The 17,851-nt window shown below is 53.2% G+C and carries 9 protein-coding genes; 3 read left to right on the forward strand and 6 right to left on the reverse strand.

Annotation, left to right across the window (positions count from 1 at the left end):
• The first annotated feature begins 38 nt into the window (after positions 1–38).
• Positions 39–1,307 carry an MFS transporter gene (locus AINA4_RS05360; RefSeq protein WP_281786457.1) on the forward strand — a complete coding sequence of 423 codons (1,269 nt, stop codon included), beginning with the start codon at positions 39–41 and terminating at the stop codon, positions 1,305–1,307.
• On the opposite strand, the gene AINA4_RS05365 is transcribed toward AINA4_RS05360, so the two are convergent.
• Positions 1,296–4,175 carry a UPF0182 family protein gene (locus AINA4_RS05365; protein ID WP_281786458.1) on the reverse strand — a complete coding sequence of 960 codons (2,880 nt, stop codon included), beginning with the start codon at positions 4,173–4,175 and terminating at the stop codon, positions 1,296–1,298. The two genes, AINA4_RS05360 and AINA4_RS05365, sit on opposite strands and share 12 nt — an antisense overlap.
• 27 nt (positions 4,176–4,202) lie before the next feature.
• On the reverse strand, positions 4,203–5,270 hold the full coding sequence (locus AINA4_RS05370; protein ID WP_281786459.1) for a S16 family serine protease: 1,068 nt from the start codon (positions 5,268–5,270) through the stop codon (positions 4,203–4,205).
• A gap of 270 nt (positions 5,271–5,540) precedes the next feature.
• Between AINA4_RS05370 and AINA4_RS05375 the strand changes: the two genes are divergently transcribed.
• Positions 5,541–6,896: a zinc-dependent metalloprotease gene (locus tag AINA4_RS05375; protein WP_281786460.1), complete on the forward strand. Its 1,356-nt coding sequence runs from the start codon at positions 5,541–5,543 to the stop codon at positions 6,894–6,896.
• Between the two features lie 766 nt (positions 6,897–7,662).
• Here the strand turns inward: AINA4_RS05375 and AINA4_RS05380 are convergent.
• Both AINA4_RS05380 and nudC read right to left on the reverse strand, forming a co-directional pair.
• Entirely contained in the window at positions 7,663–9,381 is a 1,719-nt protein-coding gene (locus tag AINA4_RS05380) for an ATP-dependent helicase (RefSeq protein WP_281786461.1), read from the reverse strand.
• A complete protein-coding gene (gene nudC / locus AINA4_RS05385; RefSeq protein WP_281786462.1) occupies positions 9,378–10,340 on the reverse strand; it encodes an NAD(+) diphosphatase in 963 nt (320 codons plus the stop codon). The genes AINA4_RS05380 and nudC overlap by 4 nt, the downstream gene beginning before the upstream one ends.
• 82 nt (positions 10,341–10,422) lie before the next feature.
• Between nudC and AINA4_RS05390 the strand changes: the two genes are divergently transcribed.
• Positions 10,423–11,490 carry a phosphotransferase gene (locus AINA4_RS05390; RefSeq protein WP_281786463.1) on the forward strand — a complete coding sequence of 356 codons (1,068 nt, stop codon included), beginning with the start codon at positions 10,423–10,425 and terminating at the stop codon, positions 11,488–11,490.
• Here AINA4_RS05390 and AINA4_RS05395 read toward each other — a convergent pair.
• Both AINA4_RS05395 and AINA4_RS05400 read right to left on the reverse strand, forming a co-directional pair.
• Positions 11,430–14,639 (reverse strand): ATP-dependent DNA helicase, encoded by a 3,210-nt coding sequence (locus AINA4_RS05395; RefSeq protein ID WP_281786464.1) that lies wholly within the window; start codon positions 14,637–14,639, stop codon positions 11,430–11,432. The genes AINA4_RS05390 and AINA4_RS05395 overlap by 61 nt on opposite strands.
• Positions 14,636–17,806: an ATP-dependent DNA helicase gene (locus AINA4_RS05400; protein ID WP_281786465.1), complete on the reverse strand. Its 3,171-nt coding sequence runs from the start codon at positions 17,804–17,806 to the stop codon at positions 14,636–14,638. Before AINA4_RS05400 ends, AINA4_RS05395 begins: the two co-directional genes overlap by 4 nt.
• Positions 17,807–17,851: the final 45 nt, after the last annotated feature.

Raw genomic sequence — 17,851 nt, forward strand, 5'->3', positions numbered from 1 at the left:
CCTACCGGCCGAGTCCTGGGCGTAGGCTTGGGCTAGACATGACTTCTTCCGGTGCCCCATTTCAGCTGCGTCAAGCAGCACTTCCGGTCTACCTCCCCACGCTGCTATTTGCTGCTGGTGAGGCCGCATTCATCCCCATCGTCCCGGTTATCGCTCAAAATGTTGGGGCAAATCTTGCGACAGCAGGATTGGTTGCGGGGATGCTTACCCTCGGCATCGTTACCGGAGATATCCCCAGCGGATGGATCATTTCCCGCATAGGCGAACGGATGGCCATGTTGTGGTCCACCCTCGTCGCGCTGCTGGGAACAGCACTAGCTCTAGCTGCAACAACACCCCTGATTCTTGGTGCTGGAATATTCCTGATCGGTTTAGCAACCAGCGCATTCGCGCTGGCTAGACATGCCTTTCTGACGAGTTTTGTGCCGCTGCACTATCGCGCACGTGCCCTCTCAACGTTGGGAGGAATGTTTCGTGCAGGGGCAGTGATGGGTCCATTCCTCTCGGCAGGAGTTCTTGCCCTGACAAATAATCCACTGGCTGCTTTTTGGTTGATGGCAGCATTCACCCTCTCCGCGGGGGCGGTTTTGCTGTTTATGCCCGATCCTGAGAAAACCTTCGGACACGTTACCCGCATCAAAGATGAATCAGGGGCTTCTCTAACTCCGGGGGAAATCGAAGTCGAGAAAGAAACTCACGGCCTCATGGCAACCATCAACAAGAACAAAGCAATACTCACAAAGCTGGGAGTGGCCTCTGCCTTGGTTATGGCTTTGCGTTCAGGACGTGCCGTGATTTTCCCGCTGTGGGCGGTCAGTATCGGAATCAAAGATTCGGACACTGCGTTGATTATTGGTTTAGCAACCGCGGTTGATTTTGCCCTGTTCTTTACCAGCGGTCAGATTATGGACAAATGGGGACGACTTGCCTCCATCGTTCCCTCCATGATCATCATGTCGGTGGCTTTACTCGCATTGGCACCAACACATGATCTACCCACCAACGTGTTGTGGTTTGTCCTCACGATTTTCTTATTCGCCATAGGTAATGGCATCGGTTCAGGAATTTTGTTGACCCTAGCTTCAGACCTCGCCAACAAAGACAACCCTGCACCCTTCTTGGGTGCGTGGCGTTTCATCACTGATTCCGGTGCAGCACTGGCCCCGTTAGGTATTTCTGCACTCACGGCAGCACTGTCACTCGCTGTGGCATCTGCCGTCACCGGTGTTGCCGGACTTATCGGCGTAGTGATGATGTTGGTTTGTGTTCCGAGGTATTTACCTCGGAACAAGAACCTAGCTCCCTGAGGCTGACAATGCTCGGCTGAGTGCATCAGTCAAAGCAGCATCTGCCGCACCGTAGGCAGCCCAGTCTCCAGCTACTCGAGCAGCTTCACGGTCTGTGAGTGCCTTCTGTGCATCCTTAAGAGCCTTGGTCAGTTCAGGGTTTGACGTGCTTCCACCAGAACCACCGGCAGGGTCGTTCTCTGGTGGCTGTGCACCCTCGTTTGTGGGTTGGTCTACGCCTGCATTACCGCCGAAGAGAACATCGAGAGCTTCTGGCAGGGTGTCTTCGAAGGCGATCTGGTCACCGAAGGCAACAAGGATCTTCTTCAACAGCGGGTAGCTCGTGTTACCAGTGGACTGAACATAGACCGGCTGGACATAGAGCAGACCGCCACCAACTGGAAGTGTGAGCAGGTTTCCCTTGAGCACGTTGGTCGAACCCTGTGACAACAGGTTCAATTCCTTCGACACGTCAGGGTCAGCGTTGAAGTTGTTCTGAACCTGTCCAGGACCTGGAACGGTAACAACCTTAGGAAGTGTCAGCAAGCGAAGCTTTCCATACTCCTCTGATTTCTTTCCTGCCTCAGTTCCCGCATCTGAGTTGGCAACAAGGTAACCGGTCAGCACGTTACGACTGGACGTACCAGTTGCCTTAGGAATAAAGGTGGAGTAAATCGAGTACGCAGGAGCATCCGCGCCAGGAACCTTCATGGTTAGGTAATAGGGCGACTGATACTTGGTTGCATCAGATGCCTCGGTGGGATCGTTAGGGGTAACCCATGCGTCGTCACCTGAGTAGAAGGAGCCCGGGTCAGTCACGTGGTACTGACCCAAAATGGAACGCTGTGCTTTGAACAGGTCCGTGGGGTATCGAACATGGCTCATCAAATCAGCAGACATTTCACTGATGGGCTTGATGTTGGAGGGGTAAATCTTCTGCCATGTCTTCAACACAGCATCTTCTTCATCCCATGCATACAGGGTGACTGAACCGTCATAGCCATCCACTGTTGCTTTGACCGAGTTTCGGATGTAGTTGACGTTATCGAGCACAAACGCACTTGCGGGTTGTGGCTGGTCGCTGATGGCTGCCGAGAGGCTCTCCATCTTGGAGTAGGGATAGTTTGCACTTGTGGTGTAACCGTCAATTACCCACAGAATTCGACCATCAACCACAGTGGGATAGGGGTCAGAATCCAAGGTCAGATATGGAGCTACTTTCTGAACGCGCTCACGAGGATTGCGGTCATAAATGATTTGTGAGTCATTGGTGACAGCGTCCGAAAGAAGGATCTCTTCGCTTTGGAACTTCAGTGCATAGACAAGACGGTTGAACACGTTTTCTAACTTGGGTCCACCATCACCGGCAAAGGTGTTGTAAACCTGTTCGTTTTCTCCGCTAGCTGCAGGGTAGTCAAGTTCAACTGGCTTAGTGCTGGAGGTTCCACCCACGATGGAATACAACGGAGAGTTCTCGCCGAAGTAAATGCGTGGTTCGAATTCACCAAGTTCACCGGTTGAAGGAATACCGGCTTGCAGGAAGACGGGCTGACCGTCGCTGGAACGTTCTGTTCCATATGCAGCAACGAGGCCATAACCATGGGTGTAAACCAGAGTGTTGTTGTACCAACTCTGGTTACTTCCCACACCAGCCTGGTTAAGCTCACGGACAGCTACAACAGAGTCTTGGGACTTTCCATCGATGGTGTAGCGGTCAACATCTAGCTCACCCGGGAATGCGTAGTACTGCTTGAACTGCTCAAGCTGAGCAAAAGATGCACTCACAAGTGCAGGGTCAATGATTCGGATACTTGCTGTGGTTTCAGCGTCTGCACGCAAAGCACCAGGGGTTGCATCAGTGGTGGCGTTATAGGACGACGCATCAATATCTGCAACCCCATACGCTTCACGTGTGAGTTCAATGTTCCGGGCAATGTAGGGAGCTTCCAGGCTTCGCTCGGAAGGATCAACGACAAATCGCTGCATCACCCAGGGGTAACCCATGGTGAGGACAAGACCGGCAATGACGAGCATTGCGGTACCAATCAGAGACAGACGCCAACGGCCAGTAAAGGCGGTAACTATGAAGAGCAGGGCAACCAGAAGAGCAATCAGTGAGAGGATCTGAAGTCCAGGGATGGTTGCGTTTACATCTGTGTATCCAGCGCCTGTGATTAAACCGGTGTCGTTGTTCAAGGTTGCATATTGATCAAGCCAAATGCTCACACCTTGAAGAGCGATGTAGATTGCGGCAGTGATTGCCAGCTGAATGCGAGCTGCCTTGGCCACACGTAGCTCGCGACGAACAATCGCGATCGAACCATATACATAGTTGGTAATGAGTGCGGCCAAACCACACAGCAACACAATTGCCGAGAACAGGGAAACAACAGCTCTGAAGAAGGGCAGATCAAAGAGGTAGAACGAAATGTCCATCTTGAACTGAGGATCCACAGTTCCTGTGGGGACACCATTGAACCAGAGCATTGCCAGCGGCCAGCGGGTCGCAGTCGATAAACCAGCGAACACACCCAGAAGCGCGGGGACACCCCAGGTCAGCAGTTTGCGTAAGGGTTCAATGACATCCTGATAGCGATCCAGCTGAGAATTCAGGCGCGCATAAACAGGACGACTTCTGTAAGCAATCTCGATCGAGAGCCATACTGGTACCGCCATGGCAATAAACCCAGCAACAAAGAAACCAGCGGCAGCAAACCATTGTGTGGTGAGGACGTTGAGGAAGCCCAGCTGGTCGTACCAGAGGATATCTGCATAGACGCTGGCGAACGCGAAGAACACAACAAGGAGGACCACCAAAATACCGACGGTGATGGCCACAGGCCCACGGTTGCCCAGGCGTCGGATTGGAGACGTTGATGCATTACTCACGAAGTAACCTCACTCATTGTTATGGACTCAATTCTGGCATGTGGGGAACATGTTCATTTCGGCATTCATTGCTGCTGCCTTATCCCCGTGTTTTTCGACGAAGTTGATAACGTTGATGGCTTCATCCAGGGTGGAAACCGCAAAAACACTGACTCCGCTAGGAACGTGACCTACTACTTCGTCACAGTTATCAACCGGTGCGAGGAAGTAGTCGGCTCCAGCTTTCTGGGCGCCATACAGCTTTTGGCGAATACCGCCAATGGGGCCCACATTTCCTTGGGCATCAATGGTTCCCGTTCCAGCAAAGTGATTTCCTGCGGTCATCTCATCTGGAGTGAGCTTGTCGATAATTCCCAACGCAAACATCATTCCGGCGCTGGGGCCACCAACGTCATCTAGCCGGATTTTGACCTCAAAAGGGAAGTCATATTTTGCTGTGGCACCAATTCCCAACACTGTGTTGCCGTCAACATCGATGGGGGTTATCTGTGCTTCTTGAGCAACGCCCTTGCGGAGAAAACTAACTGTTCCTGGGGTTTGTGTGCCATTTTCTTTGAGCAGTTCACGCAACTGAGGGACACTCTCAACTGCGGTGCCGTTGAAGGAAGTGATGACATCCCCAATTGACAGCACACCCTTGGCTGGGGATTGATCAGTGAAGCCAAGAACTTCAACACCCACGATGACGTCATATCCCAGATTGGTCAAAGCTGCAGCAATAGCGTCCTGCTGCGAATTAACCATCTGTGCGGTGTTGGAGGCTTCTCGTTCTTCTTTGGTTTCTTGTTTGGGAAAAATGGCTTCCAGGGGCACTACCGCTTTAGCTGGGTCGAACCACGCCGCGGCAACTTCAATCCAGGACGGAGTTTGTTCCGGATTACCGAGCACCGAAACAGTGAGAAGGTCTAGTTCACCAGGGGTGGGGTACGTCTCAGCCCCGTCAATTGTGATCAAAGGAATTTTGATCTTCTTGTCTGCGTTATCAGGATCCGGGATTGAGACAGCACCTAAGGTGTCAAACCAGGGACCAGGCTGTTCTATGACGTAGGCAGAGGGAACAGCAGCCAAACCAACTGCTAGGACTAGAGAGCCCACAAGAAACGTGACGCCAAGAGTCCGTCGGCGTTGGGCTTTAGTTTTGTGAGGTTTATGCCCATTTTCAGGCAACCCTTGCTCGTCTGCATGGAAGAGTGTCACAGCTGTGGATCCCTTTCCAAGTAGCAAACGGTGAACTACAACAAGCGTGGCAGTTAATGCTGTGTATTTCCCCCATGTTCGCGCCCAGCGCACGCGTTTTCTGCAGAAATTCAGAGGAAAAACAGGAACAGGGGTTTAGCGTTGAAATACCAAGCAGAAGGATGGGCAATGGCGGACGATAACGAACGCACCCCCGAAGACGAATTTCGCGACATGATTCGGGATATTCTCTCTGGCAAAGAGGGCGTAGACGCGAGCCACTTGGCTGCCGCCGCGGGCCTGCCCAATGATCCTGCCAGCCTGGCCAACATCATGCACCAATTCAAAGCAGCTATAAATGCCAGTGCATCTGGTGAAGGAATTAACTGGAATATGGCCATGGAGCAGGCTAAATCCCATGCTCTGTCTACCGTGAAGCCTGTCACTGCAATTCAACGAGCAGAAATAGACCAAGCTTTCCACGTGGCAAACCTGTGGCTAGCCGAAGCGACCAGCATTTCTGATTTGAGCTCTACACCAGCATTAATTTCACGACTGGAGTGGATTGAACAAACCATGCCGCTGTGGACACAACTTGCCGAACCTGTTGCCAACAGCATCTCCAACGCGTTGACCAGTGTCCTCACCGATCAAGCACCTGAAGAGATGAAAGGCATGATTGCGGGGGCATCCCAGCTCATGAAACAAATCGGTGGCACTCTCTTTGCTATGCAGCTAGGCCATGTAGTTGGTCAACTTTCTACAGAAGTAGTTTCTGGTGGAGATGTCGGCATTCCCCTCCTCGATGAGGGGCAAGCTGCACTACTGCCTCAGAACATGGATGAATTTGGTGCGGGCTTAGATATCCCTATGGATCAAGTTCATCTGTATCTTGCTGTGCGTGAACTTGCTCATGCCCGACTCTTCCGTCACGCCCGTTGGCTTCGACTCAATCTGATTTCCTCGATTCAAGATTTTGCTCGAGGCATCACCATTGATCTCTCACGTGTGGAAGACATTGCAGGAAACTTTGATCCGCAACACCCTGACGAACTCAAAGAGGCACTCTCCAGCGGTGCACTCATCCCGCCCAAATCTGAAGAACAGCTTGCTGCCCTAGGCCGTCTAGAAACACAACTTGCGTTGATCGAAGGCTGGGTCGATGTTGTGACCTCCTCTGCGACAACACGACTGCCTCGGGCCAGTGCACTCGCCGAGACCGTTCGTCGTCGACGTGCATCGGGAGGCCCTGCAGAATCTGCCTTTGCAACACTGGTTGGCTTGGAGCTTCGCCCAAGACGTTTGCGCGAAGCAACTGTGTTGTGGCAACAGGTCACTGATGCTGTGGGTGCTGAAGCCCGCGATGCCCTGTGGTCTCACCCTGATTTGATGCCCACCGCGGAAGACCTCGATAACCCTGCTGCATTGATAGCGCGAATGGAAGCATCCGCTCGTGGCGAGGTTGCTGAGCCAGATGAAATGGACCGCGCTCTGGCTGATTTATTGGATGGAAATATCCCACCTGTGGATGATTCGCAGCAATGATTTTGTTTTTGCAGCATTCTTCGCTGCATGCACAAAATCAATTCTGATCTGCCCCTCTTGTGGCGCACACCCACCTCATTCCAAATAGGGACCACTCCCGCTGAGGTAATTGTGGAACGGGTTTATCCCGGCGAAGAAAGATTCCTCGCTGCTTTGCAGGCTGGAATCAGCGACGCTTCGCTGGATGCTGTGGCCGAAGAGTGTGGGCTGAGCAAAGATCAAGCCGATTCTTTTCTTTCAACGCTTAGCCCAGCGTTAGGAAGTTGTGAACCCCAACCCAGTGTGCGGATTGCACTGGATGGTTCTGGCCCTTTCATAGACAGTTTGGGTCTGATGCTTATTGGGATGGGGCATCGGGTTATTCGTGCAAGTGCGCTCACGGCAGGAAAATGTGAGTTGGCCATCGTGGTGGGAGATTTTGTGCTGGAGCCTCACCGAACCAGTGACTGGCTGCGCAGAGAGATTCCACACCTGCCAGTTGTCTTTGGTGATCGCACCATTGATATTGGACCGGTCATATCCCCTCGTCATCCAGAACCCCACCACAGTCCCTGCTATCACTGCATAGAACTTCACAGACAAGACAGCGATAGTTCCTGGGTTGCTATCGCCTCTCAGCTCATCAGCGTCCGTTCGCCCATGCAGAATCCACTGTTGTGTTCAGAAGTGGCCAGTACTGTCGGCAGATGGATACACAACCCTGAACGAGAAAGCCTCAGAAGCAACCAGATTCTCACGCTCGTTGCCAGTACTGGAGCAATAAGAACTACGGAGTATTTACTGCACCCAGATTGTGCATGCCAAGCTCTGCCACGAAACGTGATCGTTCTCGGTTCGTCGCACGGCCAGTGCCCTGTTGAGCCCAGGACAGCGAAAGCTGCTTCCTAGCGCGAGTAATTGCCACATAGAGAAGTCTGCGCTCTTCAGCAATAGCCTCAAGGTTTTGTGCATAGCTAATCGGAAAGAGACCTTCCGAAAGCCCAATGACGTGAACGCTGTCCCACTCCAAGCCTTTTGCGGAGTGCACTGATGCCAAGGTGACAGCGTGCAGGGTGGGTTCATGTTTGGCCGCTTGACGGGCAAGAAGTTCATCGGTGAATGCGCGGAAGGTAGTTCCCGTGGGTGCTTCATCAGCCATCACCATGAGGGCATTGAGAGCCTCCCACTTCGACCGTGCTGCACCGGTGGTTTGGGGAGCCTCTTGGCTCCACCCCACCGAACGCAGCACATCGCTGACGGACTTGAAGAGTGGCTCACCCACAACAGAAACTGATGCGCCGCGTAAGGCAAGAATGGCTTGCTTAACTTCGGGTAGGTCATAAAAACGTTGAGCACCGTGAATAGTTGTGCTGATTCCCAAATCAGAGAGGGCCTGTTCGAGAGCAACAGCCTGAACGTTAATGCGATACAACACCGCGATGTCTTCTGGTTTTGTTCCTGCAGCAATCTCAGAGGCTATCTTGTTTGCCACCGCCCGAGCCTCTGCCGCATCGTTGGGATAGGCCGAAACCTCGGGAGTGGTTCCGCCTTTTTGCGCCGCCGTGAGCGTGAGAGCGCCCGGACGATCGCGCATCAGCGCGTTCGCCACAGAAACTATGGGAGCAGTTGATCGATAGTTGGTTTCCAGCTTCACCACCTGGGCATCGGGGAATCTCGTGCCAAAGCTCAACAGGTAATCACTGGTGGCACCGGTGAAGGAATAGATGGTCTGACTTGCATCTCCCACCACGCACAGATCGCGATGATCCCCCAACCAAAGATCAAGTAAGTGGTGTTGCAAGGGTGAGACGTCCTGATATTCATCCACGACAAAAAAGCGGTATCGCTCGCGCACTTCCATCGCAGCCGCCGCTTCGGTTTCAAGCAAGCCAGCTGTCAGAAGCAGCACATCTTCCATATCAATCTGTCCACGAGAATCCTTAAGTTCCTCATAGCCGCTCATCACCGCGAGAACATCGGCGACGGCGAGGTTGCCTGGCATCGCTCGAGAATAGGCCTTCTTTTCGTAGCTTGAGAGGTTGAGATTGCTGGTCTTTCGCCATTCAACTTCGGAGGCCAAATCTCGAAGGGTTGCCGTATCAAGTTTCAACCCAAGTTTGGTGGCCACTTCTGCAAGCGGCCTCGACTTTGATTCAAAAACTTGAGGAGCTTCTCCCCCAACAAACTTGGGCCAGAAGTGACCCAGCTGACGCAACGCTGCGGCGTGAAAAGTTTGCGCCTGAACCGGGCCTGCTCCTAATTGGCGCAACCGTGTTCTCATTTCACCGGCAGCTCGATTGGTGAAAGTCAGAGCTAAAACCCGATCAGGTGAATATGTTCCCGTTGCGATGCCATAGGCAATGCGGTGTGTAATGGCGCGAGTTTTTCCTGTACCAGCTCCAGCAAGAACACAGACAGGACCCCGAAGCTCCTCGGCGACGACGCGTTGATCATTATCAAGGCCTGCAAGGAGCTCCTCAGCGCTAGAGACAGAGTTTTTACTCATGACGATGTACCTTGACCGGAGGAAGTCTGATCAAGAGGATGCCCAAGCCACTCTTCAATGATGACCCTGGCAATAGCAACGGGCCCAGGAAGAACAATCTCGTCGAGACTTCCTAGGAGTTCTTCTCGGGCGAACCACCTGAGCTTGAGTATCTCTTCACCGTCAGCAACCAGAACATCAGGATCAACACCTGGTGCGACCTGTGCGCGAAACCCGAGCATGAGTGATTGAGGAAATGGCCACGGCTGGGAGCCCAAGTATGTGGGGTTGATAACTTTCAACCCAGATTCTTCAAAAACTTCACGAATAACGGCAGCTTCCAAAGATTCACCTGGCTCCACAAAACCAGCCAGCAGAGAGAATCTATTCGGCTCCCACAGCGCATTGTTGCCCAGCAATAAACGATCTTGATCGTCTGTGACCATCACGATCACGGCGGGGTCGGTGCGAGGGAAGACTTGATGCGAAGGGTCGTCGTGATGATGCAACACCCAGCCAGCTTGAGCGGCAACAATGTCCTGGCCGCTTTTCGGTGAGAACTTGTGTGATGCATGCCAGTTGATCAATGCCAAGCCTTGGGTGAACAATCCAGCGTCTAAATCACTCAGTTCATGACCGAGAACTTTGAGATCCCCCCATTGGGTCTCCTGAGACGTTAATTCCTCTGCACGAACCTCATCTAATGCGAGGGCAAAATAGGCTGTTTCGGATTCTTGTTCGGCAATTCCCAAGAAGAGCAGCTCAGCTGAAGAGACACTAAATTGCTCAAAAACTTGAGATGCGGAGAATTTCACCAGAGCATTGCTCTGAACGAGGGCCTTGCCTTGACTAAAAACAACAACCCGCGATGAATCGTTCTCCAGCAAAGAATTCAGAGCCTGAGCGTCAGCACGAAGCTCTGCGCGGCGATTAATGGCATGACGAGAGAGCGAAAGTCGATGCATAAACTCGTCAGTCATGGTGCTCATTTGCAGGATTAGTCGGGCATTGGATGCGTGGCGTTAGGGGCCACAAGCTCATCCTCGAATTAGCCTGTATTTCATGGCCAGATCTCATATCACTCTAGCGGCGTTGGCTACGGCTGCTGTGCCCGGTTTTGACCCAGTACAAGCCCAAGCTTTCTCCACAGGAATGCATGGTGATTTCTTTGCCGCCATCGTCACTGACGCTGCTGGCCGTGAACTTATCGTTCGTGTTCCTAACTCTGCTGAGGCAGAAGCTCAACTGGGTGCGGAAAAGTACGCTCTTGAAACGATGACGGCCGGTATCCGATCTCGTCTCAGCTTTGATGTTCCAACCTTGGTCGGCCGCGCTCCCCTGGGCAAAACGTTTGGTCTTGTTTTTGAATTCCTGCACGGAGACCAATTGACCCTCTCCGATTTCACCGCCGAATCTGGCCTGCCGACCTCTATCGGAACAGCGATTGCTTCTATCCATTCCTTGCCTACGCACTTTGTTTCCGATGCAGGATTGCCCACTTTTAGCGCGCAGGATGTCCAGCGCCAGACTCGTGAACTTGTTTCTAGATCACAAGCAACCGCTCTCCTACCAGCCGCACTCTCTGCCCGGTGGCAAGAGGCAGTCGATGATTCTTCACTGTGGATGTTTGACCCCACCGTGATTCATGGCTCACTTGGTGCTGATTCCTTTATCGCCGGAACAGACTCAGTCGCTGGGGTTTTAGGCTGGGCTGCGCTTCGTGTTGGAGACCCTGCTGCAGACATGCATTGGATCATTAACGCACCCATCGAGGCACAAAACATTGCTTTTGGTTCCTATGGCGACTCTCGCCACTCCTTAGTTGACCCCAAACTCCGTCAGCGTGCCACGCTCTACTCAGAACTGGAACTTGCCAAATGGCTGCTTCACGGTGTGGAACAAAAGAGCCCAGAAATCGTTGATGACGCCATTGACATGCTCGATCGTCTAGTTGACAGCGTCCACCAGGAGAACACCAACGCAATTGGAACTGACACAGCTCCCGTCTTGACCGTCACAGAGGTTGTTGAGCTTCTGGAAGAAACTCCTGGCGATGCCGAATCTGGCCGTTACCGCGGAATGAAACCAGTCACCGACGACCAGCGTTCTTCCAATTCACTCTCAGAGTAAATCCGTTCGGGTCTGACCACGGTATCTTCGGCAACGAAGTAGAAAGCCGCATCAATGTTTTCTGGGGCCACACCGGACCACCGTGAATACGCCATGCGATAAAGGGCTAACTGGAATTGCTTGAGTTCCAGGTCGGCAGCATCCTTGGGTGCTTTGCCTGTCTTCCAATCCACGATTTCGAAGCGCTGCCCGTTCGAACCTTCAACCTCATAGATCGCATCAATCTTACAAATGATGATGCTGTTTCCGAAGGGAACGTTGACCTCTAATTCCACGGCAACAGGTTTGCGGTGAGCCCATTGTGATTGCTCAAAAATACGCTTGAACTGGGCCAAAGTCTGCTCATCTTGTGAAACACGTGAGAGTTCATCAACACCATCAAGTTCAAAAGCTGTTGCATCAACCAGGTCTGGAAGTGAACTCGTCACCGAACGCTGTTCGACCCACGAGTGAAAAAGCGTTCCTAAGCTTGTTGCCCGGTAGGGACGCTCAGGCAAAGGTCTGCGTAATGATTTGGCTACTGCTTCAGGGTTTTCAATGAAGTCTTTAAATCGCGAAGCAGGAATACGTTCGGGAAGCGGAATGTCGGCATCTGTAGTGGTTTTGCGGTCACGTTCGGTAAGCAGAAGCTCAATTTCCGAATCCCATGGGGTGGGGGTGGCAGGATTCGCCGAATACACTGCCTCAGCGGCCCTCATCACAACATCACGGCGGGAACCCAGAGGATCCAACGGCCAGATAACTGTCTGTTCCTCGTTACCGAGAGGGTTAGCTTCATTTCCAGGAGCTAAAGGAAGCTCGCGACCAAGGATGCCTGCAGCAGCCAACTCCTGGAGGAAGATGCCTGGAGGTCGTGGGGCGACTTGTGTGGCCCAGAAAGATGCCGAGAGTAACAACGAGTGCTTGGCTCGCGTCAGCGCCACATAGGCCAATCTGCGCTGTTCGTCGTCATAACGCACTCGAACCTCTTCGACGAAAGCGTCATAGCTTTCACCCAACTCAACCTGGGTTGTTGCAGAGCGCCAGTTGAGGACTGGGAGGTGCATTGCATCACCGCGGAAGGGGAAAGGCAACCGACCAAAACCAACCCAGTTTTCAGCACGTGTGCGATTGCCGGGAAGTTCGTCCTTGACCATGCGTGGAATGGCCACCACGTCCCACTCCAAGCCCTTAGCTCCGTGAATAGTCATGATCTGGACTGTTCCCGGTTCTGCAGGAGCTGATTGCGGACTGAGGCGTTCTCGGCGTTCTGCTTCTTTGAGCCAACTCAGGAACCCGCCGAGGGTAGCTCGGTCTTCGCCATCAACATAGGCACTCAGCGGCTCCATAAACGCTTCAAGGCTTGAGAGAGCAGTTGCCGCTGATTCGTTTGCTACCGCTTCAATATCGAGGAGTAATTCTTGTTGCACAATAGTGACCAGCTCACGCAGATCGACACCAACGCGGCGACGCAAACGAGCAATCTGTTCCCCTGCCTGCTTGATACGAGAGAGGCCGGTAGCAGAAAGTTTCTCGAGTACCGAGTGTGACTCTGGCGCACTGACGACGAAGTCCAGTGCATCAACCAGAGAAGCACCATCTTCGGAGACCACTGAGTTACGCAATGCAGTGCGAACTTCTTCAGTGAGGCGCTGTTGACGGTGATCTCGTTCGCTCATCCATTTCGAGATCTCACTCAACCCCACGATGTCCTTGGGTGCTATTGCCCAACGTGCACCAGTCAGAAGACGAACGAGCTCAGAATCTGCGGTGGCATCATGGAGCACCCGCAGTGTGCAGACAAGGTCAACGATGACAGGTTCATCGAGTAATCCACCAAGACCAACCACGTGATATGGAACCCCGTGCTCATCCAGTGCCCGCTTGAACGGCTCGATGCCTTTGAGTGAGCGACAGAGCATCGCTGAGGTGGTCTTTTCGTTGACGCGTTCCTTCAACCACTGTGCAACGGCTTCTGCTTCGTCATAGATGGTTTCGGTAACACTAAGTTCAACCTCACCCTGTGGTGCATCAGGTTTAGCTCGAAGCTGTTCGACGGGAACCTGTGTCTTGGCGGTCAATGGACTCACCAACACATTTGCAGCTGCTAGGACACCCACAGGGTTTCGCCAACTTGTCGAGAGTGAATAGGTTTTTGTGTTCTCAACACTAGAACCAAAGGCAGCACCAAACTGTTCGATATTGTCAGCTGATGCTCCACGCCACCCATAAATGGACTGGTGTGGGTCGCCCACGGCCATCACAGGAGTCTGAGCAAACAGCATGCTGAGAAGCTTGGTCTGAACAACAGAGGTGTCTTGATATTCATCAAGAAGTACAACTTTGAATTGGCTACGGAAATCTGCGACAACGCTGTTAAAGCGGTGACAGATTTCCAACGCCAATGCGACTTGGTCACTGTACTCGATCAAGCCCTTGCGTCGTTTAGCCTCTGAGAATTGAACGGCAAGGTCGACAAGTACAGGAAGGGTTGTTCCCACTTCGCGCGCTTTGACCCAGGCATCAACAGCAGCACTCTTGCGACTTCCTGGAACGTCTAGAGGCATGTTGACGGTGTGCTCATCCAGAGACCTTGCAAAGGACACAATCTCAACTGGATCCGACACATTGTCAGCAATGGCGCGAGATAACCGCAGGATGGCTTCGGTGAGTACATCCAGGCTCTTGTCGAGGTCGGATAGGACCTCACCGGTTCCCTCCCGAGCAATCGAACGCGCAAGCTGCCACGCAGCTGCCTCCCCGAGAACGGTGGCATCAGGGTCGCGGCCAATGAGCAGCGCATATTGCGTGTAAATCCGATTGGCGAAGGAGTTGTAGGTCGTCACGGTGGCTTGATCAAGCTCGTCCATATCGAGAGGGATGATCTTCTCAGCGACCAGCTTCGCCACACGCTTGCGAATACGTTCGCCGAGCTCACCAGCTGCTTTGCGGGTGAAAGTCATGCCGAGGATTTCATTGACGTTGACCTTGCCATTGGCGATGAGCCATACGACACGGTTCGCCATGGTTTCAGTCTTGCCACTACCCGCACCGGCAATTACCAGGGCTGGCTCGAGTGGCGCCTCGATGATGGCTTGCTGTTCCGGTGTGGGGTCCGGCTGACTTAGTCGACGTGCTAAATCGAGCGCACTGATCTGGAATTCACTCATGATGCCGACACCGCCGGAGGGGTGTGAATACGGAATTCGTATCTGGTGTGGGGCTTGCCACGCTCTTCTTCAATCACGATGGGGGCAGTGAATTCTTTCCCTGCCATGCCTTCGGCTGCTTTCTCAATACGCTCACGGATTCTCTGAAGCTCAGTGTCGTCATAGGGTTTTTGTTCCAGGGGTTTATAGAGCTTGCCCTTGGTGCTATTGGTGACATAGATCAACTTGGCTCCGCCATTACGTACGCCTTCAGGAACCTTCTTGAGAGCACCCTCAGTCAACGCCAGCTGATAACAGGCGAGCTGGGCATGCTCGGGCAGATCTTTCACGCGTGGTTCGTATTTACCTGTCTTCAGATCCACAATGACGACGTGACCCACAGCATCTTGCTCAATGCGGTCGATATACCCACGCAGGGTTGCATTACCCAGTTCCAGGGTGAAGCCACCTTCGCTGGCGAGCAGTGTCTTGCCGTCATTCTTAAAGTCCTGCAGATATTCGGATACAGCCGCAACCATCTTGCGAACGCGTCGTTTCTCCCCTGTGCTGAGCCATTCGGCATCAAAGGAGAGTTCATGCCAACGCGCATCCACAGCTTTCCAAAGCGAATCAACATCGATGGGCTGACCATCTGCACTGGCATCTTCCATCACCTTGTGAACAATGGTGCCAATCCCTTGGGCTGAACCCGAGGTTCTTCCCACGACGGATTCAATAAACCACGCAAGCTGGTTCTTTTCCCAGGTATCCAACTTGGAGGGGGAAACAGATACCGAGTTTCCCTCTACACTCAAGTCAACCAATGCCGCGGTCGTTGAAGGCTCCCGCAGACCATACCAATCCGTGGGTGCTGCTCCGGGAATCTCAGCCGCCGAGAGCTTGGCCAGGGCACCAGCCAACTGTGCACTTCGTTCAGAAGACTCGCCACGACGTAAAGAGAGCGTCAGTGCCCGACGCAAGGAACCGACCAGTCCGCGCAGAGTGAGAGGGTATTCGTTGAGTCCATTACGCACAGAGTTCTGAGATTCCTCAGGATCCACACCAAGAACCGATTCAACACTGCGCAGGAATGGGGAGGGAAGAGTGTCATCGTTTGCCGTTGCGGTCAGGATGACAGATTGCTTGGCCCTGGAAAGAGCCAGGGCAAACATGCGTAGTTCGTCATCTAGAACTTCCTTGCGTGATGCTGCAAAGTCAATATCCACACCTACAGAGTCGCCAAGAAGATCTTGTGCGTGAAGCAGAGAACCTCGTGGACGCAGGTTAGGCCACAGGTTCTCCTGAACTGCAGCAATGGCCACAACTTCAAACTCGGTACCTATGAGCGCAGACGGCGTACACACCAAAACAGCATCTGCCTGTGCCTGCGGAGCCAGCGTGTCTTCGGGAACATCTGCCTCGAGTAATTCAGCAATAAAGTCCGCAGCTGGTCGATCGGGATATCGTTCGACGTAGCGTTTTGCCGAGGTGAATAACGCCATAACTCCATCGAGATTGCGATTGGCATCGTCTGCAATAAGCCCAGCGCTGAGAGCTTCAGTACCCCAAGTTTTGGCCAGACCGCTGCGTTCCCACGTCGTCCATAGCAGCTCCTCAATGGAGTTGCCATTAGCGATTTCTTCCCGAAGCATTTGTAGAGTCTCCGCAAAGCGCGCAGCACGACGTGCGGGAGCGAAGTCGAGAGTGACCAGATCTGCAGGGTGTTGAAGCGCAGCAATGAGGAGTTCTTCACCAGTGCGCACTCCCCCAGAGGCAAGTTCGTCATGGCGCAGAGCCAAGCGAAGCCTTCTGAGTTCCAAAACTGTGAGGCCCACCATCGGCGAAGTCAGCAAATCATTGGAGACATTGGGAGTGAGTTCCATACGCCCCATCGCCACTGCAATTGCCGCAATGAGATCTAGCGCTGCAGGGTGCTCCTTCAATGAGCGCTCTGACAGCAATGTTCTGGTGGGAACCTCAGCAACAGCCAAAGCCCTGGCAACTTGAGGAACAAGTGAGCTGGTGCGCACAACCACGGCCATCTGGGACCACGGTGTCGAACCCAAGATGTGGTGTTCACGCAATTGACGAGCGATAGCAGTGGTTTCCGTTACTCGAGAGCTGCGTTCCAGAACCTGCACAGGAGAGGACACGGCGTCTTCAACGACAGAGTGTGCCTTACGTTGAGCGCCTGCTTCAGCAGAACCCATCTCCGTCATCTTGCTCACGGCAGCGCGAATCTGTGGACCGTGTCGGTAGACACAATCCAAAACAAATGACTGTGCACGATTTGCGGGAATTCCTAGTTCGACAGCAAATCTTCCCAAGAAATTGGGCACCGCACCACGGAACGTGGTTGAGGTGATGTCAGGATCACCAAAGACGGTCACGGGAACACCTCTGCGAGCAAAAGCCTGGAGCATGCGAACTGCACCGTAGGTCAACTCCTGAGCATCATCGACTACTACAAGCTCCACGTTGGGCATCACTGTTGTTTCGGCCAGCGCGTTGGCACCAATGGCCAAGATTTCAGAAGAATCGAAGGATTCTGTTCTAAATCCCGCGATGACTTCTCGGTATTCGGTCCAGAATTCGGCAGCCGCGACCCATTCCGGATGTTCGCGTTTAACGCCCTGAGCATGCAGGTCTGCAGGAGCCCAGCCCATTTCTGTACTACGAGCAAAAAGGTCACGTAATTCACTGCGGAATGCCCGACGCTGTCGAACTTCAGGAACAAGTGGGTCTGGCCACAATGGGCCAGTGCCATCTTCGATGTGGCCAAGGAGTAATTCAGCAATGATGCTGTCCTGTTCACTACCGGTAAGCATTCGAGGTGCTGCTTGCCCTGTGGAGAGCGCATGTTCTTGGGCAAGTGCAAAAGCAAGAGAACCCGGAGTACGCGCAAGGCCACCATTGGTTGCTATTCCCAGGCGCAACCCGAGTGAGTTTCTCAAACGTCCGGCAGCCACACGGTTTGGAGTAAGCACCACGATATTGTCTGGGTTTATTCCTGCCGCCACGCGAGAAGCGACGAGTTCGGTGAGCAGAGCTGTCTTACCAGTACCCGGAGCTCCTAATACAACAGCGGATTGATCTGGTTGAAGTTCGAGAACCCGTGCCTGTGAGGCATCGGGAACAAATTGGCGCACGGGTGCGATTTCACGCTGAACAAACCCCGTTTTAGCCACATCCCTAAGCTACTGGGAACCACGGACACTCTTGGCGTAAACAAG

This window comes from Aurantimicrobium sp. INA4 (genome assembly GCF_027924525.1).
Taxonomy (GTDB): domain Bacteria; phylum Actinomycetota; class Actinomycetes; order Actinomycetales; family Microbacteriaceae; genus Aurantimicrobium.